Origin of the sequence: Microbispora sp. NPDC049125, assembly GCF_040802045.1 — a bacterium.
GTDB lineage: Bacteria > Actinomycetota > Actinomycetes > Streptosporangiales > Streptosporangiaceae > Microbispora.
In genome coordinates this window covers 98,216-123,405 of record NZ_JBEZDW010000010.1, presented here as the reverse complement: position 1 = coordinate 123,405, position 25,190 = coordinate 98,216, and the positions used below count along the sequence as shown (strand labels likewise).

Sequence of the window (25,190 nt, the reverse complement as noted above, 5' to 3'; positions counted from 1 at the left end):
CCCCATTGAGGCAATTGCGCGCAATTGTAGGGGCGTTACGGGGGGATCGGGACGGATATCGCCCGGAGTCGCTCCCCGAGGGCCTTGGCCTGGGCGTCGAGGAGGGGGCTGGCGGCCACCCCCCGGCCGAGGAGCCCGCGGATCACGAAGTTGAGCGCGCGCAGGTTGGGCAGTTCGTACCGCTCGATCGGCAGGGCGCCGGTCTCCGGGAGAAGCTCCCGCAGCCGATCGGCGGTGAGGAACGCGGCGAGCCAGGCGTACCGGCCCGGCGTGCGCGCCCAGACGCCGAGGTTGGCGTCGCCGCCCTTGTCGCCCGAACGGGCCCCCGCCACCGTGCCGAGCGGCGCCATCCGGCCGCCGTTTGAGCCGCTCTCCCAGCCGTCCAGGTCGCCCTCGAAGGCGGGGACGTCCGGCCGCGGCCCGGGGAGGGTGACGCCGCCGTGCGGGGCGTGCGGCACCTCGATCCGCCTGCCCTCGATCGTCACCGCGGGGTGTACGGCTCCCGCGTCGACGAGCGAGGGCCAGTAGACGCCGTAGGGGGAGGCGTCACCGGGCGGCGCCAGCCCGTGGAATCCGGGGTAGGAGGCGAGCCCGGTCTCCACGACCGCCGACGAGAACGCGCGGCCGGCCCGCCGCCTGTCGGCGTCCATGACAGTGATCCGCAGCAGGGCCGTGCCCGTGCCGTCGCCGGCCCCTGTCCCTTCTCCGCCACCCGTGTCGCTCCCGGCCGCCGTGCCGTACGCGCCGCCGGGGGAGAGCGGGACGAGCTCCACGTGGGTCCGCTCGAACGACTCCTTGGGGACCCTGGCCCAGATCGCCTCCTCCGCCACCCTCGCCTTGGCCGCGACGTCCAGGCCGGTGAGCACGAGCGTCATCGTGTTGCGGTAGCCGCCGAGGTGGTTGACCGCCACCTTCAGCGCCGGCGGCGGGGACTCCCCGCGCACGCCGGATATCCGCACCCGGTCGGGGCCCTCCTGCTCCAGGCGGATCGTGTCGAACCGGGCGGTCACGTCAGGCCCGAGATAGCGCGGCGAGTCGATCTCGTACAGGAGCTGGGCCGTGACCGTCTCGACGGACACGAGGCCGCCCGTGCCGGGATGCTTGGTGATGACGCTCGACCCGTCCGCGTGGAGCTCGGCGATCGGGAAGCCGCAGTGGGCGAGGTCCGGCACCTCTTCGAAGAACGCGAAGTTGCCGCCGGTCGCCTGGCAGCCGCACTCGATGACGTGCCCGGCGACCACCGACCCGGCCAGCGCGTCGAGGTCCTCCGGCCGCCAGCCGTACCGCCACATGCCCGGCCCGGTGACCAGCGCGGCGTCCGTGACGCGCCCGGTGACCACGACGTCCGCCCCCTCGGCGAGCGCGGCGGCGATCGGCCGCCCGCCGAGGTAGGCGTTGGCGGTGAGCGGTGCGGCGGTCAGCGTCTCGCCGGTGCCGGCGTGCACGACCGGGCCGGTCAACGGCATGAGGTCGTCGCCGGTCACGTGGGCGACGGTCGCGCGAAGCCCGAGACGCGCGGCGAGGGCGGTGACCGCCTCCGCGCAGCCCTCCGGGTCGAGGCCGCCCGCGTTGGACACGACCTTGATCCCGCGGTCGAGGCAGGTGCCGAGCACCTGCTCCATCTGGTCGAGGAACGTGGTGGCATAACCGGGGCGCCCCTTGAGCCGGGCGCCTGCCAGGATCATCATCGTGAGCTCGGCGAGCCAATCACCGGTCAGCACGTCGATCGGGCCGCCCTCGACCATCTCCCGCGCCGCCGACAGCCGGTCGCCGTAGAAGCCGCCGCAGTTGGCGACACGCAGCGTCATCGCGCGCCGTCCGGCCCGGCGGGACCGGCGTCCGCGGAAGCCGGACCGCTGCCCTCCGGGGCCGGAGCGGGAACCCACGCGGCGGGCCGCTTCTCGGCGAACGCGCGGATGCCCTCCTGTCCCTCCGCCGAGGTGAACCGCTCGGCCGACAGCTCCGCCATCGTGCGGAAGCCCTCGTCGACCGGCATGAGCGGCACCTCGCGGACCAGCCGCTTGGTGATCGCCAGCGCCTCCGGGCCGCCGCGCATCAGCATGCCGGTGTAGTGGGCGACGGTCGTGTCCAGGTCCTCCTCGGGCACGGCCCGGGTGAGCAGCCCGATCTCCACGGCCCGCCGCGCGGTGAAGACCTCGCCGGTCAGGAAGTACTCCGCGGCCGCCCGGGGATCGAGGCGCCGCAGGCACGTCACCGAGATCATCGCCGGGACCACCCCCAGCCGCACCTCGGTGAAGGCGAACGACGCGGTGTCGGGGGCGACGGCGAAGTCGCACGCGGCGACCAGGCCGAGCCCGCCCGCGCGGGCCGTGCCGTTCAGCCGGCAGATCACCGGCTTGGGGCTCTCCCAGATGAGGCTCATGATGTCGGGGAACGACGCGGTGACCGGCGCCTGCCCGCTCCGCTGCTCCTTCAGGTCCGCCCCCGAGCAGAACACCGGCCCGGTCGCGGTCAGCACGATCACCCGTACGTCCCGCTCCGCCAGGGCCCAGGTCAACGCGGCGTCGAGCTCGCCGAGCAGCCGCGCCGACAGCGCGTTCCGGTTGTGCGGCGAGTCGAGCGTGATCGTGGCCACGCCGCCGGACGCCTCCCGGCGCACGAGCGGCTCCGCGGCCCCTGGCGCGGTCTGTGACGCGGTGCTGTCCGGAGTCCGTCCGGGGGCGGGGGTTCCGGGGGTTCCGGGGAGCGGTGCCATCACCGCTCCTCGATGACGGCGAGCACCACTCCCGCCTCGACCCGCAGCCCGGGCGCCGCGTTCAGCGCGGACACCGTGCCCGGGACGGGGGCCACGATCCGATGCTCCATCTTCATCGCCTCCAGCACGAGGACGGGCTGCCCGGCGGCCACCGTGTCGCCCGGCCCGACGTCGACACGCAGGACCGTACCCGGCATGGGGGCCAGCAACGAGCCCGGAGCGACCTCCTCGGCCGGCTCGGGCAGCGGGTCGACCGGCGTGAGCCGGACCGGGCCGAGCGGGGAGTCCACGTGCACGGCCCCTCCCGGGTAGGCGGCGACGGTGAACTCGTGGCGCAGGCCCTCTTCCTCCAGCACGACGAGGCCGGGGGCGTCCGCGACCAGCGTCACGCCGTCGAAGCCCTCGGCGCGCAGCCCCTCCCGGGTGTGCCGGTAGGCGATCTCCAGCCGTTCGCCGTCCTCGGTGCCGAACGCGGCCCGCCGCGGCTGGGACGGGACGTTGCGCCAGCCGCTGGGCAGCCCGGCGAGGACCGGCGCGGCGGCCCGGTTCGCGGCGGCTCCGGCGAGCGCCGCCGCCAGGGCCGACAGCCGTACGGCCCGCTCGCCGGCGAGCGGCACGGTCTGCGGATGCCGGTCGAGGAAGCCGGTGTCGAGCGCGCCGGACAGGAACTCCGGATGCCGCAGCACGCCGACGAGCTGATCCCTGTTGGTGGCCGGGCCGTGGATCCGCGCCCGGGCGAGCGCGCCGGCCAGCCGCCTGGCCGCCTCCGCCCGGGTCTGGCCGTACGAGACCACCTTGGCCAGCATGGGGTCGTAGTGGACGCCGACCTCGCTCCCGGAGATCACGCCGGAGTCGAGCCGCAGCCGGTAGCCGAGCCCGAACTCGCCGTCCACGCCGGGCACCTCGAAGAGGTGCACCACTCCGCTCTGCGGCCGGCCCTCCCGGTCCTCCGCGTACAGGCGGGCCTCGATCGCGTGGCCGACGGGGCTCGGCGGCAGCGCGGCGAGCCGCGCGCCCTCGGCGACCTCGATCTGCAGCCGCACCAGGTCGACGCCGTAAACGCACTCGGTGACCGGGTGCTCGACCTGCAGGCGGGTGTTCATCTCCAGGAAGTAGAAGCGGTCCCCGGCGAGGAGGAACTCGACGGTCCCCGCGCCCACGTACCCGATGGCACGCGCGGCCCTGACGGCCGCCTCGCACAGCTCCCGGCGCAGCTCCGGGCCGACGGCGGGGGACGGGGCCTCCTCGATCACCTTCTGGTGCCGGCGCTGGATGGAGCACTCCCGCTCGCCCAGCGTCCACACCGTGTCGTGGGTGTCGGCGAGGATCTGCACCTCGATGTGGCGGGCGCCCTCCAGCAGCGGCTCGGCGAACAGCGTCCCGTCGCCGAAGGCCGACAGCGCCTCCCGCCGGGCGGAGTCGGCGGCCTCGGCGAGCTCCGCCGGGTCGCGGACCACCCGCATCCCGCGTCCGCCGCCCCCGGCCGAGGCCTTGATCAGCAGCGGGCCGTCCAGCTCGGGCGGCAACTCGTCGGCGACCGGGGGGAGCTCGCCGGTGACGGGATGGAGCCCGGCGGTGACCGGGTGGGTCGGCAGGACCGGCACCCCCGCCTCCGTCATCAGCGCCTTCGCCTCGATCTTGGAGCCCATCGCGGCGATCGCCTCGGGGGAGGGGCCGATCCAGGTCAGCCCCGCGTCCAGGACCGCCCGGGCGAACGCGGCGTTCTCCGACAGGAAGCCGTAACCGGGGTGCACCGCGTCGGCCCCCGCCCGCCGGGCCGCCTCGACGATCCGCTCCGGGTCCAGGTACGCCAGCGGGGGGCCGAGCCGTACGGCGTGGTCGGCTTCGGCCACGTGCGGCGAGCCCGCGTCGGCGTCGGAGAAGACCGCGACGGTCGCGATGCCGAGCTCCCGGCACGTGCGGAACACCCTCCGGGCGATCTCCCCGCGGTTGGCCACCAGCAACGTCGAGATCATGCGGCTCACATCCGGAAGACGCCGTAGCCGGCGGGCTCGGGCGCCGGCGCGTTGCCGGCGGCGGAAAGGCACAGGCCGAGCACGGTACGGGTGTCCCTGGGGTCGATCACCCCGTCGTCGTAGAGCCTTCCGGACAGGAAGAACGCCAGAGACTCGGCCTCGACCTGCGCCTCGACGGCCTGGCGCATGGCCGCGTCGGCCGCTTCGTCGTAGTCCTGCCCGCGTGCCTGGGCGGCGGCCCGGCCGACGATGGACATTACGCCGGCGAGCTGGGCGGGCCCCATGACGGCCGACTTGGCGCTGGGCCAGGTGAACAGGAACCGGGGGTCGTAGGCCCGGCCGCACATGCCGTAGTTGCCCGCGCCGTAGGAGGCGCCCATGACGATCGTGATGTGCGGGACCGTCGAGTTGGACACCGCGTTGATCATCAGGGCGCCGTGCTTGATGATCCCGCCCTGCTCGTAGTCCTTGCCGACCATGTAGCCGGTGGTGTTCTGCAGGAAGACGAGCGGGGTGCGCGACTGGTTCGCGAGCTGGATGAACTGGGCGGCCTTCTGGGCCTCCTCGCCGAACAGCACGCCCCGCGCGTTGGCGAGGACGCCGATCGGGTGGCCGTGCACGGCGGCCCACCCGGTGACCAGGCTCGCCCCGTAGAGCGGCTTGAACTCGTCGAAGTCGCTGCCGTCCACCACCCGGGCGATGACCTCCCGGGGGTCGAACGGCACCTTCAGGTCCTCGGGGACGACGCCAAGCAGCTCGCCGGCGTCGTACAGGGGCGCGGGGCCCGGAGCGGGAGAGGGGACGGCCCTGCGCCAGTTGAGCCTCCGTACGATCCGGCGGCCGATGCGCAGCGCGTCGTGCTCGTCGGCGGCGAGGTGGTCGGCCAGGCCGGAGACGCGGGCGTGCATCTCCGCGCCGCCCAGCGACTCGTCGTCGGACTCCTCGCCGGTGGCCATCTTCACCAGGGGCGGCCCGCCGAGGAACACCTTGGCCCGCTCCCTGACCATGACCACGTGGTCGCTCATGCCGGGCACGTACGCCCCGCCCGCGGTCGAGTTGCCGAAGACCAGCGCGATCGTCGGGATGCCGGCGGCCGACAGCCGGGTCAGGTCGCGGAAGACCTGCCCGCCCGGGATGAAGATCTCCTTCTGCGTGGCCAGGTCCGCGCCGCCCGACTCGACCAGGTTGATCAGCGGCATGCGGTTGCGCAGCGCGATCTCGGCGGCCCGCAGGGTCTTGCGCAGCGTCCAGGGGTTGGACGCGCCGCCCCGCACGGTGGGGTCGCTGGCCGTGATGACGCATTCGACGCCCTCGATGACGCCGATCCCGGTCACCACGCTCGCGCCCACGGGGAACTCCGTCCCCCACGCGGCCAGCGGGGACAGCTCCAGGAACGGCGAGTCGGGGTCGACCAGCAGCTCGATCCGCTCGCGGGCGAGGAGCTTGCCCCGGCCCCTGTGCCGCTCGACGTACTTCGGCCCGCCGCCGGCCACGGCCCTGGCCTGCTCGGCCTCCAGCTCGGCGATCTTGGCCAGCATGGCCTCCCGGCGGGAGCCGTACTCGGGCCCCGAGACGTCCAGCCTGCTCACGAGCACCGTCATCGCTTCACCCGGCCCTGTTCCGCACGAGTAGATCTTGTGGGGTCGGCGCCGCCCGCGTCAAAGAGGCCGGGGGTCAGCCGCAGTGGGACCACGCGCTGCTCCAGGTCGCCGTGCCGTACCCGCCGCCCCACATCACGCAGGTGCCCTTGGCGGTGAGCCTGAGCGGTCCCGCATAGGCGGTGTACCTGCCCCAGTCGGCGCCGGACGCCCCGCCCTTGACCTTCAGGACCGCGCCCATCCTGACCTTCCCCGGGACCTTGTACCTCGACAGCGTGACGACGCAGTTCTTCCCGGTGGAGGCCTGGTAGAGCAGGTACGTCGTCGCCCGGCCGCCGAAGGAGTGCGAGCCGACGACGGCGAAGCCCGGCCCGCACACGCCCGCCGCCGTGAACGGGTTCGGGACGGGCGCGGGGGAAGGGGAACGCGTGGCCGTCGGCTTGGGGCTCGGCGCGGGGGTGGGCGTGCGGGCCGGCGTGCGGGTGGCCGCCGGGCTCGCGTGAGGCGTCGCCGGAGGCGTGGAGCCGGATCGCGTGCTCGGCTCGGGCCGCTGCGATGCCCTGCCCGTCGGGGGGACGGCGTCCGGACGGTGGCGGTTCGCCGAGGGGGACGGCGACGCCCCGCCCGATCCGATGGGGAGGACCTCCGGTTGCCCGCCCGATCCGGCCGGGGGCATTGCCGGAGAGGCGGCCCCGGCGGCCGCCGATGTCCCGCCGTCGCCCGCCTGCCGCGCGGCGAACACGGCGGTCACCGCCAGGACGGGCACCAGGATCCCGGCCCCCACCCCCGCGAGGATCGCGGTCCGCCGCCGGCCCGGCCGCCGTACGCCGGGCCGGGCCCTGCCGGGCTGTGGTCTGCCGGACCGGGGCGCGCCGGGCTGTGACGTGGCGGGCTGCGATGTAGCGGGCGCGGGGGCGTTGTGGGACGGGCCGGGGTGGTGCGCCGGCGGCGCCTGCATCTGTACCTGTACCGGGACTGTCGGCCCGCCGGTGAGCCGGCCGACCACCTCCTCGGCGGTGGGACGCAGGGCAGGGTCCTTCGACAGGCACGCGGCGATGAAGTCCCTGAGAGGCGGGGCCAGCGTGCCGAGGTCCGGCTCGCTGTTCAGGATGCGGGTGATCACCGAGGGGATCGTGTCGGCCCCGAAGGCGGGCCTGCCCGTCGCGGCGAACACCATCGTGACGCCCCACGCGAACACGTCGGCGGCCCCGGTGGCCTCACCCCCCGACAGCAGCTCCGGCGCGAGGTAGGCGGGGGTGCCCAGGGTCGCTCCCGTGGCGGTGGCCTGAGGCGAGTCCAGCGCGCGGGCCACCCCGAAGTCGATGACGACGGGACCCTCGGGGCCCATCAGCACGTTCGCCGGCTTGAAGTCGCGGTGCGTGATCCCGGCCCGGTGGATGGCGGCGAGGGCGGTCGCCGTGCTGATGGCGAGCCGTTCCAGCGCGGCGCCCCGGCGCGGGCCCTCCCGTTCCACGAGCTGCCGCAGCGACGGCCCGGGGACGTACTCGCTGACGATGTACGGCTGGTTGCCGGCGAGGTCGGCGTGGAGGACGGGGGCCGTGCAGAAACGCGCCACCCGGCGCGCGAGCGCGACCTCGCGGAGGAACCGCTGCCTCGCCTCGGGCTCACTGGCGAGCCGGGTGTGCAGCAGCTTCACCGCCACCTGCTCGCCCGCCGGTCCCCGGCCGAGGTAGACCACGCCCTGGCCCCCCTCGCCGAGCCGGTCCACCAGCTCGAACGGGCCGAGTGCGACCGGATCGCCTGCCTGCAACGCCACTTTTACCCCGGTGCCAAAGAACGCGACATTAGGGGAGAGACGTTAGCAGCGCCGGCGTGGCGTAACGGATCCGGTCAGATGGCTTTGCCGGGATTGAGGATGCCCAGCGGGTCGAAGACCTGCTTGATGCCGTGGTGCAGCTCGGTCGCCAACGGCCCCGCCTCCAGGCCGAGCCAGCGCTTCTTGAGCAGGCCCACGCCGTGCTCGCCGGTCAGCGTCCCCCCGAGGGCCAGGGCCGCCCGGAACACCTCGTCGGCGGCGGCCCAGACCGCCGGCGGCGGCTCCGCGAGGCCGCGCTCGAAGATGAACACCGGGTGCAGGTTGCCGTCCCCCGCGTGGGCGACGGTCGCGATCATCACCCCGTGCCGCGCCGCCACCTCCTCGATGGTGGCGATCATGCGGGGCAGCGCGGATCTGGGCACGCAGACGTCCTCCACCAGGCACTGCCCGAGCCGCTCCTTGGCCTGGTAGGCCAGCCGCCGGACGCCGATCAGCTCGGCCGCCTCCTCCGGCGTCGACGACACCGCGACGAACGAGGCCGCGCCGCACAGGGCGGCCATGGCGTCCGGCGAGCCCTCCGACTGCGCGATGAGCATCGCCCGGGTGCCCGGCTCCAGCCCGATGTTCTTCCACTCGTCGATGGCCTGCAGCGTCGTGCGGTCCATCAGCTCCAGCAGCGACGGCTGGCAGCCGGCCGCGATGATCGCGGACACGGCGGCCGCGGCGTCGACCAGGGAGGAGAACTCCGCGGCGACCGTGGCGACCTCGCTGGGCGCCCGGCGCAGGCGGAGCGTGGCGGCCGTGATGATCCCGAGCGTCCCCTCCGAGCCGACGAACAGGCCGGTGAGGTCGTAGCCGGTCACGCCCTTCATCGTCCGCCTGCCGGTGTCCAGCACCCGCCCGTCGGCCAGCACGACCTCCAGCCCGAGCGCCGAGTCGCGGGTCACGCCGTACTTCACACAGCGCAGCCCGCCCGCGTTGGTCGCCAGGTTGCCGCCGATCGTCGAGATCTCGTACGACGACGGGTCGGGCGCGTACATCAGCCCGTGCTCGCGGGCCGCGCGGTCCAGGTCGGCGGTGATGACGCCCGGCTCCGCGACGGCGATCTCGTCTTGCGGGGACAGCTCGCGGATCGCCGTCATCTGGGCGAGGGAGAGGATCAGGCAGCCATCGGTGGCGGTGGCCCCGCCGGCGAGACCGGTGCCCGCCCCGCGCGGGACCACGGGCACCCGGTGCTCGGTCGCCGCGCGCATCGTGGCGACCACGTCGTCGCGCGACCGGGCGAGGACGACGCCGACCGGCTTGCCCGGCGCGAGGAACGTGCGGTCCCTGGCGTACGACTCCGTGACGTCCGGGTCGGTAAGGAGTCGTCCCTCCGGCAGCGTGGCGAGTAGTTCGGTCACGAGAGGGCTGTTCACGATTGGACTTTACGGCACGGAACCCGTCCGGGGGGTAACCGGATTATTGGATCATTTAGGTGCAGATCACGTTTTGACAACCATCATTGGCGTCACTTTACCTTCCCTTTACCCGGTCGCCTAAAGTCCGGCTGTGCGTGCTCATCCCGGCGCGCGCTGCATGTGGGTTGTCCGGTGAACCCGGACGGGAAGGGATCCTCGTTGTCCAGAAGAATGCGGCGCCTCACCGCGATCGTGCCCGCGCTGGGCCTGGCGGCAGCAGGTCTTGCGGCTGCGGGCGCGGCCACTCCGACGGCCGGCTACCAGCCGTCCGCCTCGGACCACTACATCAACTTCGCGCCCCCGCGCGTGCAGAGCGACACCTCGACCATCGAGGAGAAGGTTCCCTCGAAGGCGGCCAGGCGCACCGCGGCCCTCGCCGAGTCGATCGACCATAAGTTCGCCAGCGGCAACCCCGTCGCGGCCCGCGTGCTGGTCAAGCACGAGAAGCAGGCCCTCAGGACGGGGAAGAACCCCTTCGATTTCATCTACAAGAAGGCGAAGACCACCAAGACGGCCAAGCTCCTCACGCTGCTGGTGGAGTTCAACGACCAGGCGAACGACGACTTCTCCGGCTGGTCGCACCCGAAGACGATCGACGACGTCACCGACTGCGTGACCGAGCCGGCCGGCACCAAGCTGAACGGCCCGCTGCACAACCACATCGAGAACCCCGCCACCGCGGCAGGCGGCGGCAAGGACAACAACTCGATGTGGGTGCCGGACTTCAACACGGCCCACTACAACAACATGCTCTACACCTCCAAGGGGATCACGACCCGGGTCCGCCCGGACCTGACCGACCCCCGGGACGGCAAGAAGGGCATCGACATCTCCGGCTCCACCATGAAGAACATGTACGAGGAGCTGTCGAAGGGCGCCTACACCGTCACCGGCGAAGCGGTCGGGTGGATCAAGGTCCCGCACTCCGAGGCGTGGTACGGCGCCGGCAAGTGCGGCACCTACCCGCAGGAGATGGCGGGCCACCCCGACAACCCGAGCGGCGCCGCCCAGCTCCCGATCGACGCGGTCAACGCCCTCGCGGCGGCCAACCCGTCGTTCCCGTGGGCGGACTACGACAAGGAGGACGTCGCCGACGCCGACGGCGACGGCAACTTCGACGAGCCGGACGGCGTCGTCGACCACCTCGTGCTGATCCACGCCGGCGAGGACAAGTCGGGCGGCGGCGGCAACGAGGGGACGTTCGCCCTCTGGGCCCACTCCAGCGACGTGACCGGCGGGTACACCGTCCCCGGCACGAGCGTGAAGATCTCGAACTACATCCTCCAGCCCGAGGACGCCGGCGTCGGCGTCTTCGCCCACGAGTACGGCCACGACCTCGGCCTGCCGGACCTGTACGACACCTCCGGCAACGGCGACTCGGACGTGGACTTCTGGGACCTCATGTCCAGCGGCTCGCACTCCGGGCCGATCTTCCAGTCGCTGCCGACCCACATGGGCCTGTGGGACAAGTGGGTCCTCGGCTGGGCCAACCCGAAGATCGTCAACCCGGGTGACGCCAGCAAGCTCGTCGCGGTGGGCCAGACCTCGCGCACGCCCAAGGGCACCGAGGACGGCCTGCGCATCAACCTGCCGGACAAGCACGTCGTGATGTCCACCCCGCACAGCGGCTCCAACCTGTGGTGGTCGAACAGCGACCAGGACTGGGCCGACACCCGCCTCACCCGTACCGTCGCCGTGCCCGCGACCCAGCCGAAGTTCCAGTGGTGGAGCGACTGGAGCATCGAGGCGGACTGGGACTACGGCTTCTTCGAGGTCTCCACGGACGGCGGCGCCACCTGGACCGACCAGAAGATCTACAAGGAGGACGGCACCCTCGCCAGCACCGGCGACGACTACGAGGACCCCAACGGCCGCCTGCACGACTACGGAGGCCTCAAGTACGGCCTCACCGGCGAGAGCGGCGGCTGGGTGCACCTGTACGCCGACCTCACGCCGTTCGCCGGCAAGTCCGTCCAGGTCCGGCTGCGCTACGCCACCGACGCCGCCGGCGTGGAGCGCGGGTGGTTCAACGACGACTTCTCGGTGACCAGCGGCACCACGACGGTCTGGAGCGACGACGTCGAGGGCGGGGCCAACGGCTGGACCGCCACCACCGGCACCTTCACCGACACGAGCGGCGCCGGATGGGTCATCCACCCCGGCCAGTCGCAGGCCGCGCAGTACTACCTCGCCGAGTGGCGTAACTTCGACGGGTTCGACAAGGGCCTGCAGTACGCCTACGACACGACCTACCTGCGCGACGGCGCCTGGAAGGTCGAGAAGATCAAGTACAACGCCCCCGGCCTGCTGGTCTGGTACCGCGACACCTCACGCACCAACAACAACGTCGCGGGCGACACCTTCGACCTGCCGTCCGTCGGGCCGAAGGGTGAGCTCCTCATCGTGGACTCGCACTTCGACCCGCTGCGCCGTACGGGCACGGCGGCGGCGAAGGACCCGACCACGCTGAAGAACCTGCCGTCCCGCCCGCAGTCGTCCAACGCGGCCTTCAACTTCGCCGGCACCTACCCGTTCAAGGAGTGCCTGGAGGGTGAGCCGTTCACGGAGTACTGCACCTCGTTCGCCAAGCAGCCCGCGGTGACCACGTTCACCGACGCCAAGGGCTGGTACCCCGGCATCGAGGTCAGGGACGGGAACCTGTTCTACCGGCTGCGTGACGCCTCGACGGTCGTCCCGTCGAAGGACAACCAGCAGTACAGCACCAGGGCTGTCCACGCCGACGGCAGCCCGGCGACGGAGCTCTACGGCACCGACATCGGCGGCGCCGTCCTCGGCACCGGCAACCCGGGTGACGAGGGCAAGCAGCTCGGCACCGTGCTGAAGCTGATCAGCCCGCTGCCCGGCAACCTCGGCGTGATCGTCCAGGTGACGCCGCCGAAGAAGTAACACCACACCGTTCCACCGGGATGCGTGCCCGGCGGCCCCTCACGGGCCGCCGGGCACGCGCGTTCCGTGGCCGTCCCAGGGGTGTTCCAGGATCGACCCGCGTGACGATGGACGTTCCGGTGGTCTTTGGCGTGCTGCCGGGGCCGCTCAGGGCTGCGCGGCGGGACGGCGGCGGGGTGGCGGCGGGGTGGCGGCGGGACGGCGGGCGCTGTGGGCGAAAGGCGTCGATGCGCGGAACCGCCCGGCCCCGCCTAGCATGTGATCCGTGCGGAGCAAGGCGGATCATACGGCGGCTGTCCACGAGCATCGGAGAGCGGCCCTGGTGGTGAACACCAAATCCCGGCGGGGCCGGCGCCTCTACCCGGAGGTGCTCCGGCTGCTCGACGCCCAGGGCTTCCGGTTCACCGGCGTCCACCCGGTGACCGACCCGGCCAAGCTGCGCGACCTGGTGGACCGGGCGCTGGCGGAGAAGCCGGACCTGTTGATCGTCGGCGGCGGCGACGGCACCCTGAGCAGCTCGATCAGGCACGTCGCCGGGCTCGACGTCGCGCTCGGCGTGCTGCCGCTCGGCACCACGAACAACTTCGCCCGCAGCCTTGGCCTGCCGCTCGACCTCGCCGGCGCCGTCCGGGTGCTCGCGGAGGGCAAGGTGGCCGACATCGACCTCGGGATGTGCGGCGACCGCCCGTTCGCCAACCTGGCGAGCTTCGGGGTGTCGGTCGAGGTCGCCGGGACGGTACGGCCCTGGGTGAAGCGGGCACTCGGCCGGGCGGCCTACCCGCTGACCGCGATGACGATCCTGCCCAGGCACCGGCCGTTCCGGGCCTACATCACGGTGGAGGGGAAACGCCACGAGCTGCTCACCCACCAGCTCAACATCGCCAACGGCCGCTTCCACGGCGGCTGGCAGATCGCCAGGGACGTCAGCATCGACAACCGCCGGCTTGTCGCCTACCAGCTCGGCTCGGGCAAGCGGCTCAGGCTTCTCGGGGAGACCCTCGTCAGGGCCACCACCGGGCGATGGCGCAGCCTGGCCGGCGGGCCGTTCGTGACCGCGCAGGAGATGCTGCTGGAGACCGACCCTCCCATGGCGGCCGACATCGACGGTGAGGTGCGGCTGCGCACGCCCCTGGTGATCAAGACGATCCCGAACGGGGTCAGGGTGATGGTCCCCCAGGAGTTCGTGGACCAGTGACCTGAGCTGCCCCATCAAGGCCAGGCGGCCAGTGCCAGTTCCGCGGTTTCCGTGAGCTCTGTGGTCGTGGCGCCATCGCGGGCGCGCTGTGACATGCCCTGGATGACTGCGGCGAAGTACGAGGCCAGGGCGCCGGGGTTGGCCGCGGCGGACAGTTCGCCTTGCTGCTGCGCGGTCTTCAGACGTGCTTCGAAGGCGGCCAGGTTCGCGTTGCGCAGGTCGCGCAGGAACGCCGCGACCTCGGCGTCCTGGACGGTGACGTTGGTGGCGGCGCTGATAGTCAGACAGCCGGCCGGGTGGGACGGGTCGGGGTAGACGGCCGCCGCCTCGCGCAGGATGCGGCGGAACGCGCCGCGAGCTGTGGGTTCCTCCTCCAGGGCGGCACCGACGAATGCACCGGCGGGAGAGCGTCCGTAGGTGTGGACGACCTCTTTGAACAGGGACTTCTTGTCCCCGAACGCCGCATACAGGCTGCCGGGTTTGATGCCCATCGCCCGGGTCAGCTCGCCGATGGAGGTGGCCTCGTAGCCGTGCTCCCAGAACAGCCGGGTGGCCGCTGCCAGGGCCGTCGTGCGGTCGAAGGCCGGCGGCCGTCCTCGCTTCGCGCCTGGTCCACTCATGCCTTCATTTTAGAGCGGTCGCTCAATAACCCGTGCTACATTCATTCTTGAGTCATCGCTCAAGAAATGGAGGCGGACAACTGCCATGGCAGCAGCACTTGAGGGCAAGGTCGCACTGGTCACCGGCGGCAGCCGGGGCATCGGCCGGGCTGTCGCGGAACGGCTCGCCCGGGACGGCGCCGCCGTCGGCGTCGCCTACGCCCGCGATGAGACGGCGGCGAGCGAGACCGTCGAACGTATCCGGAAGAACGGAGGGCGGGCCTTCGCACTACACGCGGAGCTGGGGCGGCACGGCGACGCGGCTCGCCTGTGGGCTGCCTTCGACGCCGCAGGCAAGGATCATGCGCCCGAGGGGAAGCTCGACATCATCGTCAACAACGCCGGCATAGGACGCAGCGCGGCGCTGGCCTCGTTGACCGAGGACGGCTTCGACGAGGTCTTCGCAGTGAACGTGCGCGCGCCGTTCTTCATCGTGCAGCAGGGGCTGTCGCGTCTGCGTGACGGAGGCCGGATCATCAACATCTCCAGTGGTGCGGCCCGCCTGGCCATGCCGGAGATCATCGCCTACGGCGCCACCAAGGGCGCCCTGGACACCTTCACTCTCAACCTGGCCAAGGAGCTGGGTCCACGGGGCATCACGGCCAACTCCGTGGCCCCCGGGATCGTCGATACGGATGTCAACGCGGCCTGGCTGCGAGGCAATCCGCAGGCCGAGGCGCATGCGGCATCCCTGGCCGCCCTCGGCCGGGTCGGGCAGCCGGAAGATGTGGCCGACATCGTGGCCTTCCTCGCCTCCGACGACGCGCGCTGGGTGACCGGCCGGGTCGTCGACGCGACGGGAGGGGCCGGGCTGTGAGTCGTCCCCCTTGGGCGGGAGCACCGCGCCGTGGTCTCCCGCCCAAGGGGAAGCATTGCGCGCTGTGTTCGCCGAGCTGATGGGCGTCGTGAACGGCGTGCCGCACAGCTGCCGCAACGACCTCGACGAGCCCGCCGTCCTGGTTGGCGTGGTCGTCGGTGCCCACCACGACGGCGTGCCGCTGAGAACAGCCTGATCGGCTGTGCCTAGGTCTCCGGGGTGGGCTCCGTCTCGGTTTCCGGGGCGGCGGCCTCCGCGAGCCGCCGGTAGGCGGGCCTGAGGAGGTCGAGCAGCGGGATGTGCCGCGCCTTCACCGGCGGGGGATCGAGCGTACGCAGCAGCAGGTCCGGCGGGACGGGAACCCCTGACGCCGGCTCCCGGAGTCGTGCCAGTGAGGCCCCCGGGTCGTAGAAGGAGTCGAGGCGCTCCGTGAACGGCATGTCCACCACCTCGACGCCGGTCTCACCACCGCCGCCGGAGGTGAGGGGTCCCTCGGCCCGCAGGCGGGCGAGCAGCGTGTCCCTGGTCATCCCCCGCCAGGCCAGCACCAGGAACGGATCGTCGTCGAACCGTTCGGCCAGCACGTACAGCACGGCGGACAAGTGCTTGCAGGGAAGCCCCCAGTCGGGGCACGAGCAGCGCATCTCCAGGCCCCGCTCGCCGGGGAAGAGCGGCAGGCCGCACTCGCCGAAGACCTCCTCGATCTCCGGCGGCATCTCGCCCGCGAGCAGCTTGGCGCGGTACAGCGCCCGCGCCGCCAGCGCCTCCGTCAGGCGTTCCCACTCATCCGCGCCGTAGGCGCCGATCTCCACCACCGCCCGGTACGGCGCGGGCCGCGACCCCTGCACCCGGGCGGCCACCCGCCCCGGCCCCACGTCGAGGTCGAGGACCTGCCCCTTCCGGGCGTAGGCCCGCCCCCGGCTCAGCCTGCCGGGGTCGCAGATCCGCTCCAGCGTGTCGATGAACCGCCGCGACCACCAGCGCTCGCCGATGGTGCCCCGCTTCGAACGGGCCTTGATGCCGCCCTCGACTCTGATCGGACGGGCCGCCTCGAACCAGCCGTCCTGCCCGCGTGGCATCAGCTCACCGCCTCCGGCGACAGGCGCAGCAGCTCACGCAGCTCCGCGGTGGACAGGTCGGTGATCCAGTCCTCGCCGGCGCCGACGACGCTCTCGGCGAGGGCCTTCTTGCGCTCGATCATCTCGTCGATCCGCTCTTCCAGCGTGCCGGCGCAGATGAACTTTCTGACCTGGACGTTCTTCGTCTGCCCGATCCGGAACGCCCGGTCCGTGGCCTGATCCTCCACGGCCGGGTTCCACCAGCGGTCCACGTGGATCACATGGCTGGCCGCGGTCAGGTTCAGGCCGGTGCCGGCGGCCTTGAGCGACAGGAGGAACAGCATCGGCTCGTCGTCGCCCTGGAAGCGCTCGACCAGCGCGTCACGCCGCGCCTTCGGCAGCCCCCCGTGGAGCCACAGGACCGGCCGATCCAGATGCGCCGCCAGGTACGGCTGGAGCATGGCGCCCAGCTCGGCGTACTGCGTGAAGACCAGGGCCTTGTCGCCCTCGTCGACTATTTCCTCGGCGAGCTCCTCCAGGCGGGCCAGCTTGCCCGAGCGCCCGGCGAGGCGGGAGCCGTCCTTCAGCAGGTGGGCCGGGTGGTTGCAGACCTGCTTGAGCTTGGCCATGGCGGCCAGCACGTTGCCCCGCCGCTCGATGCCCTCGCTGGCGGCGATCCGGCCCAGCATGTCCTCCACCACGGCCTGGTAGAGGCTCGCCTGCTCGGGGGTGAGCGTGCACCAGACCTTCATCTCCAGCTTGTCGGGCAGATCGGAGATGATCGTCTTGTCGGTCTTCAGCCGCCGGAGCACGAACGGCCCGGTGGCCCGCTTGAGCGCGGCCGTCGCCGCCTCGTCGCCGTGCCGTTCGATCGGCTCCTGGTAGCGGTCGCGGAACGTCCTCGCCGGTCCGAGCAGGCCCGGGTTGCAGAACTCCATGATCGACCACAGCTCGGCCAGGTGGTTCTCCACCGGCGTGCCGGTCAGCGCGAGCCGGGTCCGCGCGGGGAGCGACCGCACGGCCTGCGCCTGCCGCGCCGCGCTGTTCTTGATGGCCTGCGCCTCGTCGCAGACGACCCGCTCCCAGTCGAGGGCCGCGAGCGCCTCCCGGTCGCGCAGAGCCGTGCCGTACGTCGTGAGAACCAGGTCGGCCTCCCGCGTCCGCCCGGCGAGGTCGTCGCCGCGCAGCCGGGAGGCGCCGTGGTGCAGGTACACCTCCAGCGCGGGCGCGAACCTGGCCGCCTCCTTCTGCCAGTTGCTCAGCAGGGACATCGGGCACACCAGCAGCGTCGGCGCCGGCCGGTCGCCGCCCGACCTCTCATCAAGCAGCAGGGACAGCGTCTGGGCCGTCTTGCCGAGGCCCATGTCGTCGGCGAGGATCCCGCCCAGCCCGATCCGCGACAGGAACGCCAGCCAGGACAGGCCGCGTTCCTGGTACGGCCGCAGCACGCCGTGGAAGCCGTCCGGTGTGCGGACGGGGGTGAGCCGCCGGTCGGCCTCGCCGGACAGCAGGTCGCCGAGCGCGCCGTCCGCGTCCACCTCCACCAGCGGCAGCTCCCCGTCGCCGCCGTGCACGACCTCCCGGATGACCTCGGCGGCCGTCATCTGCCCGGAACGGCGACCCTCGACGGCCCTGAGCGCCGCCTTGAGCTGCCGCTCGTCCAGCTCGACCCATCGGCCGCGCACCTGGACCAGCGGCAGCTTGAGCCGGGCCAGCTCGGCCAGCTCCTCCTCGGAGACCGTCTCGCCCCCGACGGCCAGGTCGACGCGGAAGTCGACGAGCTGCTGCAGCCCGAACCCCTGGTCCGACGCCGCGCCCGGGCCGGCCTTCCGGGAGCGGGTGGTGAGCTTGAGACCGAGCCGGGCGCGTCCGGCCCAGGCGGGAAGCTGGACGCCGAACCCCGCCGCCTGGAGGAGGGGAGCGGCGTGACGGAGGAAGTGGAAGGCGCCCGTGGTGTCCAGCTCGACGCCCGCGGGCCTGGCCTCCCGCAGCGCCTCGTCGACCTTCGGGTACAGCCGGGCCGCGCGACCGAGGCCGGCGAGCAGGGTCTCCTCCGGTCTGCCGGGCATCCCGGGGACGGTTTCGCCCGCCCACACGACAGACGCAGGCAGGTAGAGGCTCGGGTCGTCCGTCGACTGGACGGCGAACTCCACCCGCCAGAGATCCCCCCCGCCCTCGGTCGTTTCGCTGTCCTCGTGCCCGCTTCGCGCGGGCTCGTACTCGTGACGGGGCTCGGGTGCGGGGCGCTCGGGTGCGGGGCGCTCGGGTGCGGGGGGCTCGGGTGCGGGGGGCTCGGTCAGGCGGAAGGACACCCGGAACGGGCCCACCGACCGGTGCGCCTGGGCGAGCCACTCCCGGAGAGGGGCGGCGAGCTCTTCCGCCTGCTCGGGAGCCACGCCGGGGAGGACGGCGTCCTCGGCGGTCAGGGCCACCATCCAGCGGTCGGCCAGCGGACTGCGTGCCCCGGGGCGGTGGCCGCCCAGGAGGCGTTCGGGCAGCGCCTGGCGGACAGCGGCGTCAGCCAGGCCGGCCACGACGTCCATCAGCACGTCCGCCGAGGCGCGCTCCCCGCCCGCAACTGCGGCGCTCTCGATGGCGGCACTCCGGATCCCGGCGTCCCCGACCCCGGCGTGCCCAGCCCGGGCGCTTTCCGCTCGGGCACTTTCCGTTCGGGCACCCCCCGCCCGGCACACGGGCGGCATCGCGGTGGCGAGGTCGCGGAAACGGGCGGCGTCCGTCCCGGAGAGGACAGGCCGCCACCGGGCCGCGTGGCCCCCCGCCTCGGGGACAAGCTGGGGGAGCACTCTGCCGCGGCGGACGAGGTCCCGGACGTAGGCGGCGACGACCGCCAGGTAGCGCAGCGACGACGCGGGAGCCGTCGCCGCACCTGCCGACGACTCGTCCGGTTCGTACGCCGCCGCGGGCCGATGCGCGATCTCGTCGATGACGTCGAGCAGGGTGAGCGCCATTCGCGGCGCGATGAACAGGGCCGGAACGCGCCAGACCGATATTCTCGGCGTTCGTACAGTCACCGCGATTCCCGACTCGGCTGAAGGAATCGGATTCTTCGCGCCACTCGGCAGTGAGATATCCAGTTCTGCCGCTATGGCGGCGTCGGCGATCGCCGCCGGAATTTCTCCCCAGAGTGCCAACTCCGCGGCGATCAGCCGCGTGTCGGCGGCATACGGGTGGAGGCGTACCCCCTGTCGACCGCCCGTCGCCCGTGCGGACCGGCCGCTCGTCGTGGCGCCGCTGCCGGGGCTGGGCGGCGGCGGGGTGCGGCCGTGTGACGTCCGCGTGCCGGGGCCGGGGATGCCGTCCTCCGCCCAGAGCGCCAACCGGCCCTCGGCCCACGCCCCGTGAACCACCAGCACTGCCGCCCCCTTCCGTCTCCGTCTATCGCACGCTAGCAGCGCGGCACACCTGCAACCCTCCGTCTCGGAGTAGCACCTAAATCCGGATTTATCCGCATAATTCAATTATCGCCAATGCCGTCTGATGTATTTTTATTTCGGTATCACGTGGTCATGCGGAGGTCGTGTGTGGTTTCGGGCGCGGCGAACTCCAGAAGCCGGGCGCCTTCGGCCTCGACCTCGGCGCGCTCGGCGGCCGAAAGCGGCCAGAAAGAGTCGATCTCCAAAGTCGCTGCCGCCCTGTCCGTGTCGAGTTTCCACGCGCCTCTCACCTGGCCGTCCACCAGGAAGGTCGCGCGCATGCCGTTGCGGGTCGTCACGCGTCGGCGAGCTTCGTCCGAGATGACGCGGGTGCGGTCGGCATGGGAGACCAGCAGGTTGTCGTACTCGGGCAGAAAGCGAACCGGTGCGGGCGTGTCGGCGCCGGGGCGCGGCGCGTCCGGCAGGTCGAACAGCTCCACCCCTTGCTCGTCGCGGAAGACGGCCAGCCGTGGCCGCAGCCGCTCCATGACGGGGTGCAGCCGGGTCAGACCCGCCCACGTCTGCACGTCCTTGACCGAGGCCGGGCCGAACGCGGCGAGGTAGCGCAGCACGATGCCTTCGGGGTCCGGCACCGGTGCGGGCACGGTTCCCGTCCAGAGCGCCGCCATCGCGTACCGAGTGGCGCCGCCGGCGCCCCAGACGGCCCGTGGCGGCACCTGAACCAGTGGCACCAGGTTCCGCACCACTGTGGCGAGCGCGCGGGGCTCGCGGTCGGGCCACCGCTCGTTCAGCGCCTGTCCGAGTTCTCTGGGGGTGAGGTGCCGCTCGCCGAGCAGGACGCGGCCCGCCTCCACCACGGCTGCGCGGTCCAGACCGGCCAGGGCCTTGTTGAACGCGGTGTCCAGCTCCCGGTCGAGCGCGGGCTGGACCCACGTCCGCAACGAACGGTAGTCCGCCGTCGTGACCAGGTGGACGGTGCTGCGCATCAGCGCGACCCGCACCACCCGACGTCCTGTCAGCGCGTCCGCCAGGTCATCGGTACCGAACCCCTGCAACCTGGTCCAGAGCCCGAAGTAGGGCGCGTACGGAGCCTGCGCCTGCATTCCGGCCAGCCGGGCGATCACCTCCTCGGCTGTCGCGTCGCCCCGCTCCAGCAGCATCTGGCGGGCCAGCAGTGCTCGCGACAGTCGGCGCCGCTCAAGTACCGGCGGCATCACGGACTCCTTTCGGTTCTTGGGGGAAGGGGGCGGCGGTTTTCATCCCCCTGCCCCGGCCGGTCAGCCGCCGAAGTCGGCCTTGTGGTCTTGGGCTGTCGTTCGTCATGGTCATCACGGTAGACATCAATCAGGTAAGAACCGTTCCTAATGACCTGGTGGACTCCGGGGAATGCGGGAAACCTCGGCGCGGCTGCGATCGGGCTCCGCACCGCCGCCGGTGGCACCATCACAGAGGTCGAGGAGACCTCCCCGCGCTGCGTGCGCCGATCGGGTTGTATACATTGCATGCAATGCATGCAGACCACTAGCCTTGGTCGCATGCAGACCGTTGTGGCACAGAGCCGGCTGCGGGAGCTGATCCTTGACGGCACCTACCCGCCGGGGGCGCGGCTGACCGAGACGGAGGCCGCGGCCGCTCTGGAGATGAGCCGGACCCCCGTACGGGAGGCGTTGCGGGCGCTCGCCGCCGACGGCCTCGTGCGGCCTTCCGGGCGCGGCGTGGTGGTCGTGGCGCTGGAGCGAGGCGACCTGGAGGAGGCCTATCAGGTACGGGGGGCGCTGGAGGCGCTCACCGCCGAGCTGGCCGCCACCCGTCAACGCGAGGGCCGCATCGCTCCCGTCGACCTCGTCGCCCTCCGTGACCTGGCGGCCGAGACGGCGACCGCCACCGCCGAGGGGCGATTCGCCGACGCCGTGCGGCTCAACCGCCGGTTCCACCGGCTGATCGCGGAGCTGGGGGGCAACTCGATCGCGCTGCACGCGCTGGAGCGGATCTGGGACCAGATCCAGGTGTCCACCTTGCGTTCGCTCGTGCCGCCGTCGCGGCCCGCGCATGTCTCAGACCAGCACGAGGAGCTCGTGGCCGCGATCGTCCACGGCCAGGCGGGGGAGGCCGCCCGGGTGGCCCGCGCACACGTACTCGACACCCATACCGTCGCCCGCGGCGAGGAGGAGTGAGCATGACCCGCCAGCACACCTATCCGATCGTCGTGACCTGGACCGGCAACAAGGGCACCGGCACCAGCGGCTACCGCGACTACGGCCGCGAGCACGAGCTGACCGCCGAGGGGCCGCAGGCCATCGCGGCCAGCTCGGACCCGGCCTTCCGCGGCGACTCGTCACGTTGGAACTCCGAGCAGCTGCTGGTCGGCTCGCTCTCGCAGTGTCACATGCTGTGGTATCTGCACAAGTGTTCCGTGGCGGGCGTCGTTGTCACCAAGTACGTCGACAACGCGGTCGGCACCATGGCCGAGACGGGGGACGGCGGCCACTTCACCGAAGTGGTGCTACGGCCGATGGTCACCGTGGCGTCGCCCGACATGGTGGACGCCGCCGCCAAGCTGCACGAAGATGCCCACAAGTCTTGCTTTATAGCCAGTTCTGTGAATTTCCCGGTACGGCACGAGCCGACAATCCACAGCGAAGGCCGGCACGTCGCTGCCTAGTGGAAAGTCAGGTGGGGCCGGCTGATCCGGCCGGGAAGCCGCTGGTACGCCACGTCTCGCCCGTGGCGCTCACTGCGAAGGCTTCGAGGCCGTCGAGTCCCTCGACCCAGTCGCGAGCGGCGTTCCCCATGGCGAACGCCGCGGTGGCGCAGGCGTCAACGATCGTCAGGCCCGCGCCGACGAGAGTGATCGAAGCGAGCTCCGTCGGCGGCCGGCCGGTATGCGGGTCGAGGATGTGCGTGCCACGTTCGGCCGTGCCCGAGGTGGCCACGGCCAGGGCAGCGCGGAGGACGCCGGTAACGCCGGGGAGAGCACCGGGGAGAGCACCGGGGAGAGCACCGTCAGGAGCGCCGGCGGCGCGGAGGGCGCCGGGAACACCGACGGCAGCGCCGGCCAGGTGTTCGGGGGCGGCGGGCGCCGCGTCTGCCGAACCACTGGGACCGGCGACGACGGCGGCGAGCATGCCGGGGCGCGACGGGTGGGCGATGCCGACGCGCCAGGGACGGCCGGGGGCGGGGTAACCCGCCGTCTGCACGTCGCCGCCGCCGTTCACACAGTGGTCGGCGAGCCCGGCGGCCGAAAGGATGCGCGACGCACGCTCGATCGCCCAGCCCTTCACCATGCCGGAGGGGTCGAGACGGCCACCTGGACGGGCGGTGAAGTAGCCGTTGGACAGGGCGGCCATCTCCTCACACAGGTCGAGGGTCTCGGACACTTCCGGCGGGCACTCCGCCAGCGAGATCTCCCCCCTGCCGAGACGGCTGACGGGGCTGTCCGGCCGGTACGTGGAGAACGTCCCGTCCACCCGATGGAGCCAGGAGACCGCCTCGGCCACGGCTTCGGCGGCGACCGGGTCGCCGGGTTCGCGGCCTCGGACGTCGAAGGAGACAACGGTGCCCATCACATGCTCGATGTGGCGCATCACACGCCGGCCTTGTCGAGCGCGTTCTGCAGGGAGCTGATGTACCCGTCACTGGTGTACGTGGCGCCGGACACCACGTCGATCTGGGCCGACTGCGCCGACAGCGTCTCGTCGTCGAGGGTCGGGAGAGCCTGGTCGTTGATGGCGAAGTCCCGTGAATTGCCGTCGGGTGCCTGCAGCACCGAGACGCCGGTCACCTTTCCGCCCGACAGGAGGATCTGGACCTGCACCGGACCCCAGCGGGTGTCGGCGACGCCGCCGGTCACGACCTTCTCCCCGGACGTGGCGCCCGCCTGGGCACCGCCGCCCGTCCAACTGCCCGAGGCGAGGGAGGCGCGGCCGCTCTTCGAGTCGCGGGATGAACCGCCGGACGAGCTGTCAGACCCGGACCCGGAGTTCGAGTCGTCACTCGAAGCGTCCCCCGAGCCTCGCGAGCCGCCGTCGTCCGAGGAGGTTCCCGGCCCTCCCGCCGAACCGTCGTCCTGCGCCACCACGGCCGGGCGTTCGGCGGCGGCCGTCATCTCATGGGGCTTGAAGGACAGCAGCAGCACCAGGCCGACGGCGGTCACGAGCACGGCCAGAACAGCTCTGCGCATTCGGTTCCCCTCCAATGTCGATAGCCAGAACAAGATCGAGGACAAGCGATCAGAACTCGAACGATTCGCGGTGGACGCGGCGGCGGGCCACCCCGGCCGCCCGGAGGGCCGCCATGACGCCCGCCGTCATCTCCTCCGGTCCGCAGACGTAGACGTCATGTTCGCGCAGGTCCGGGACCAGTTGCGTGAGCGTTCGAGGGGTGAAGGGGTCGCCGACCAGGCTGCGCGGGCCGACGCAGTAGTGCAGCGCGGCGCCCCGGGTCGCGGAGATCGACTCGAGCTCGTCCCGGAACACCAGGTCGTCGGTGGTCCGGGTCCGGTAGAGCAATGTCAGCTCTCCGGGCGCCGCCGGGATCCCCTCGAACAGCGCGCGCAGCGGGGTGATCCCGATCCCGCCCGCGATGAGCAGCACCCGCCGTCCCCGGCGGCGCGCCGGGGTCAGGGCGCCGTACGGTCCCTCGGCGAGGACGCGGGTGCCGGGGCGCAGCCGGGCGAGCGAGCGGCTCTGGTCGCCCAGGTCCTTGACCGTGATCCGCAGCTCACCGGGCCCGGGCGCGGCCGACAGGGAGTACGGATTGGGGGACCACCACAGGTCCCGGGTGAGGAACCGCCACCGGAAGAACTGGCCGGGCTCGGCCCGCAGCCGCTCCAGCCGCCGCCCCGACAGGTGCAGCGACACCACGCCCGGCGCCTCCGCGACGACCCTGCTGACGCGGAGCCGGTGCCGTACGGCCTGCCGTACCGGCGTGACGAACCGGTACCAGACGACCGCCGCGGCGACGGTGAGGTAGAGGGCGTACCACGCGGTCCGGGCGGCCGGGGCCGCCACGAACTCGTTCCCGGTGGCGAGCTGGTGCCCGAACGCCAGCCAGGTCGCCAGGTAGGTGTAGAAGTGCAGATGGAACCATGTCTCGTAGCGCAGCCGGGGCCGGACGGCACGTGCGGAGATCACGCCGACGCCCACGAGGAGCGGCAGCGCGACCGTCGCCTTGAGCACGTCCGGGTAGGACAGGTTCAGGGTGACGGTCTCGCTCACCACGTCGGTGCGCTCGGTCACCGCGTACCCCCAGATGATCAGGAGCGCGTGCGCGACCGACAGGCCGACCACGTAGCGGCCGCCCATGGAGTGCCAGCGGGCCAGCCGGTCCGATCCCACTCCGCGCTCCAGCGCGGGGATCCGGGCCATCAGGGCCAGCAGTACGGCGATGGCGTATCCGGCCAGCAGCCCGCTGATCCGGCCGGCGCCGGTCAGCCAGCCGTCCAGACCCGACACGCCGGGGGTGTTCACCCACCACAGGGCGACGACGCCGACGACCCCCGCCGCGACGACCGTCAGGACCGCTTCCGGACGCGCCCCGCCACTCGCGGGCCGGACGGCCCGGTGCGCTCCGGTGGTCGGCGACCCGGCCAAGGTGGTGCTCACGGATGTCCCCTCTCATCGATCTGAGCATC

The 25,190-nt window shown here is 72.3% G+C and carries 19 protein-coding genes; 6 read left to right on the top strand and 13 right to left on the bottom strand.

Annotated elements, in window-relative coordinates; genetic code table 11:
- Positions 1–35: 35 nt before the first annotated feature.
- The 6 genes from AB0B72_RS14690 to AB0B72_RS14665 all read right to left on the bottom strand — a co-directional run bounded on the left by AB0B72_RS14690 (position 36) and on the right by AB0B72_RS14665 (position 9,485).
- A complete protein-coding gene (locus tag AB0B72_RS14690) occupies positions 36–1,808 on the bottom strand; it encodes an acyclic terpene utilization AtuA family protein (protein ID WP_367739240.1) in 1,773 nt (590 codons plus the stop codon).
- Entirely contained in the window at positions 1,805–2,716 is a 912-nt protein-coding gene (locus AB0B72_RS14685; protein WP_367739239.1) for an enoyl-CoA hydratase-related protein, read from the bottom strand. The genes AB0B72_RS14690 and AB0B72_RS14685 overlap by 4 nt, the downstream gene beginning before the upstream one ends.
- Positions 2,716–4,692, bottom strand: a complete 1,977-nt coding sequence (locus tag AB0B72_RS14680) for a biotin carboxylase N-terminal domain-containing protein (RefSeq protein WP_367739238.1) — start codon at positions 4,690–4,692, stop codon at positions 2,716–2,718. Before AB0B72_RS14680 ends, AB0B72_RS14685 begins: the two co-directional genes overlap by 1 nt.
- 5 nt (positions 4,693–4,697) lie before the next feature.
- Entirely contained in the window at positions 4,698–6,293 is a 1,596-nt protein-coding gene (locus tag AB0B72_RS14675) for an acyl-CoA carboxylase subunit beta (protein ID WP_367739237.1), read from the bottom strand.
- Positions 6,294–6,366: 73 nt separating this feature from the next.
- On the bottom strand, positions 6,367–8,067 hold the full coding sequence (locus tag AB0B72_RS14670) for a protein kinase (RefSeq protein WP_367739236.1): 1,701 nt from the start codon (positions 8,065–8,067) through the stop codon (positions 6,367–6,369).
- A 74-nt stretch (positions 8,068–8,141) separates the two neighbouring features.
- A complete protein-coding gene (locus AB0B72_RS14665; protein ID WP_367739235.1) occupies positions 8,142–9,485 on the bottom strand; it encodes an FAD-binding oxidoreductase in 1,344 nt (447 codons plus the stop codon).
- 201 nt (positions 9,486–9,686) lie between these two features.
- Between AB0B72_RS14665 and AB0B72_RS14660 the strand changes: the two genes are divergently transcribed.
- Together AB0B72_RS14660 and AB0B72_RS14655 are read left to right on the top strand one after the other, a co-directional pair.
- Positions 9,687–12,434, top strand: coding sequence for an immune inhibitor A domain-containing protein (locus tag AB0B72_RS14660; protein WP_367739234.1), 2,748 nt, complete (start codon positions 9,687–9,689; stop codon positions 12,432–12,434).
- A 265-nt stretch (positions 12,435–12,699) separates the two neighbouring features.
- Positions 12,700–13,629 carry a diacylglycerol kinase family protein gene (locus tag AB0B72_RS14655; RefSeq protein ID WP_367739233.1) on the top strand — a complete coding sequence of 310 codons (930 nt, stop codon included), beginning with the start codon at positions 12,700–12,702 and terminating at the stop codon, positions 13,627–13,629.
- 14 nt (positions 13,630–13,643) lie between these two features.
- Here the strand turns inward: AB0B72_RS14655 and AB0B72_RS14650 are convergent, their stop codons facing one another.
- A complete protein-coding gene (locus AB0B72_RS14650) occupies positions 13,644–14,249 on the bottom strand; it encodes a TetR/AcrR family transcriptional regulator (protein ID WP_367739232.1) in 606 nt (201 codons plus the stop codon).
- An 85-nt stretch (positions 14,250–14,334) separates the two neighbouring features.
- Between AB0B72_RS14650 and AB0B72_RS14645 the strand changes: the two genes are divergently transcribed.
- Positions 14,335–15,105, top strand: a complete 771-nt coding sequence (locus tag AB0B72_RS14645) for an SDR family oxidoreductase (RefSeq protein WP_367739231.1) — start codon at positions 14,335–14,337, stop codon at positions 15,103–15,105.
- A gap of 55 nt (positions 15,106–15,160) precedes the next feature.
- Positions 15,161–15,301 (top strand): hypothetical protein, encoded by a 141-nt coding sequence (locus AB0B72_RS14640; RefSeq protein ID WP_367739230.1) that lies wholly within the window; start codon positions 15,161–15,163, stop codon positions 15,299–15,301.
- 10 nt (positions 15,302–15,311) lie between these two features.
- On the opposite strand, the gene AB0B72_RS14635 is transcribed toward AB0B72_RS14640, so the two are convergent.
- From AB0B72_RS14635 to AB0B72_RS14625, 3 genes are all read right to left on the bottom strand, one after another.
- Positions 15,312–16,184 (bottom strand): SWIM zinc finger family protein, encoded by an 873-nt coding sequence (locus tag AB0B72_RS14635; protein ID WP_367739229.1) that lies wholly within the window; start codon positions 16,182–16,184, stop codon positions 15,312–15,314.
- Positions 16,184–19,132 carry a DEAD/DEAH box helicase gene (locus AB0B72_RS14630; protein WP_367739228.1) on the bottom strand — a complete coding sequence of 983 codons (2,949 nt, stop codon included), beginning with the start codon at positions 19,130–19,132 and terminating at the stop codon, positions 16,184–16,186. The genes AB0B72_RS14635 and AB0B72_RS14630 overlap by 1 nt, the downstream gene beginning before the upstream one ends.
- Positions 19,133–19,680: 548 nt before the next feature.
- Positions 19,681–20,772 (bottom strand): winged helix DNA-binding domain-containing protein, encoded by a 1,092-nt coding sequence (locus AB0B72_RS14625; protein WP_367739227.1) that lies wholly within the window; start codon positions 20,770–20,772, stop codon positions 19,681–19,683.
- A 321-nt stretch (positions 20,773–21,093) separates the two neighbouring features.
- Here AB0B72_RS14625 and AB0B72_RS14620 point away from each other — a divergent pair, with 321 nt between their 5' ends.
- Entirely contained in the window at positions 21,094–21,732 is a 639-nt protein-coding gene (locus AB0B72_RS14620) for a GntR family transcriptional regulator (RefSeq protein ID WP_367739226.1), read from the top strand.
- Positions 21,733–21,734: 2 nt separating this feature from the next.
- Positions 21,735–22,220, top strand: a complete 486-nt coding sequence (locus tag AB0B72_RS14615; RefSeq protein ID WP_367739225.1) for an OsmC family protein — start codon at positions 21,735–21,737, stop codon at positions 22,218–22,220.
- A 7-nt stretch (positions 22,221–22,227) separates the two neighbouring features.
- Here AB0B72_RS14615 and AB0B72_RS14610 read toward each other — a convergent pair whose 3' ends face one another.
- From AB0B72_RS14610 to AB0B72_RS14600, 3 genes are read right to left on the bottom strand one after another with little or no spacing between them, the layout of a single operon-like run.
- Positions 22,228–23,121: an FAD:protein FMN transferase gene (locus AB0B72_RS14610; RefSeq protein ID WP_367739224.1), complete on the bottom strand. Its 894-nt coding sequence runs from the start codon at positions 23,119–23,121 to the stop codon at positions 22,228–22,230.
- A 20-nt stretch (positions 23,122–23,141) separates the two neighbouring features.
- Positions 23,142–23,738: an FMN-binding protein gene (locus AB0B72_RS14605; RefSeq protein WP_367739223.1), complete on the bottom strand. Its 597-nt coding sequence runs from the start codon at positions 23,736–23,738 to the stop codon at positions 23,142–23,144.
- A gap of 49 nt (positions 23,739–23,787) precedes the next feature.
- A complete protein-coding gene (locus AB0B72_RS14600) occupies positions 23,788–25,161 on the bottom strand; it encodes a ferric reductase-like transmembrane domain-containing protein (RefSeq protein ID WP_367739222.1) in 1,374 nt (457 codons plus the stop codon).
- Positions 25,162–25,190 lie beyond the last annotated feature (29 nt).

Bases quoted from the DNA above. Each gene is read 5' to 3' on its own strand.
- AB0B72_RS14690 (WP_367739240.1), bottom strand. From the start codon at position 1,808: ATGACGCTGCGTGTCGCCAACTGCGGCGGCTTCTACGGCGACCGGCTG.
- AB0B72_RS14685 (WP_367739239.1), bottom strand. From the start codon at position 2,716: ATGGCACCGCTCCCCGGAACCCCCGGAACCCCCGCCCCCGGACGGACT.
- AB0B72_RS14680 (WP_367739238.1), bottom strand. From the start codon at position 4,692: ATGATCTCGACGTTGCTGGTGGCCAACCGCGGGGAGATCGCCCGGAGG.
- AB0B72_RS14675 (WP_367739237.1), bottom strand. From the start codon at position 6,293: ATGACGGTGCTCGTGAGCAGGCTGGACGTCTCGGGGCCCGAGTACGGC.
- AB0B72_RS14650 (WP_367739232.1), bottom strand. From the start codon at position 14,249: ATGAGTGGACCAGGCGCGAAGCGAGGACGGCCGCCGGCCTTCGACCGC.
- AB0B72_RS14645 (WP_367739231.1), top strand. From the start codon at position 14,335: ATGGCAGCAGCACTTGAGGGCAAGGTCGCACTGGTCACCGGCGGCAGC.
- AB0B72_RS14635 (WP_367739229.1), bottom strand. From the start codon at position 16,184: ATGCCACGCGGGCAGGACGGCTGGTTCGAGGCGGCCCGTCCGATCAGA.
- AB0B72_RS14630 (WP_367739228.1), bottom strand. From the start codon at position 19,132: ATGGCGCTCACCCTGCTCGACGTCATCGACGAGATCGCGCATCGGCCC.
- AB0B72_RS14625 (WP_367739227.1), bottom strand. From the start codon at position 20,772: ATGCCGCCGGTACTTGAGCGGCGCCGACTGTCGCGAGCACTGCTGGCC.
- AB0B72_RS14620 (WP_367739226.1), top strand. From the start codon at position 21,094: ATGCAGACCGTTGTGGCACAGAGCCGGCTGCGGGAGCTGATCCTTGAC.
- AB0B72_RS14615 (WP_367739225.1), top strand. From the start codon at position 21,735: ATGACCCGCCAGCACACCTATCCGATCGTCGTGACCTGGACCGGCAAC.
- AB0B72_RS14610 (WP_367739224.1), bottom strand. From the start codon at position 23,121: ATGGGCACCGTTGTCTCCTTCGACGTCCGAGGCCGCGAACCCGGCGAC.
- AB0B72_RS14605 (WP_367739223.1), bottom strand. From the start codon at position 23,738: ATGCGCAGAGCTGTTCTGGCCGTGCTCGTGACCGCCGTCGGCCTGGTG.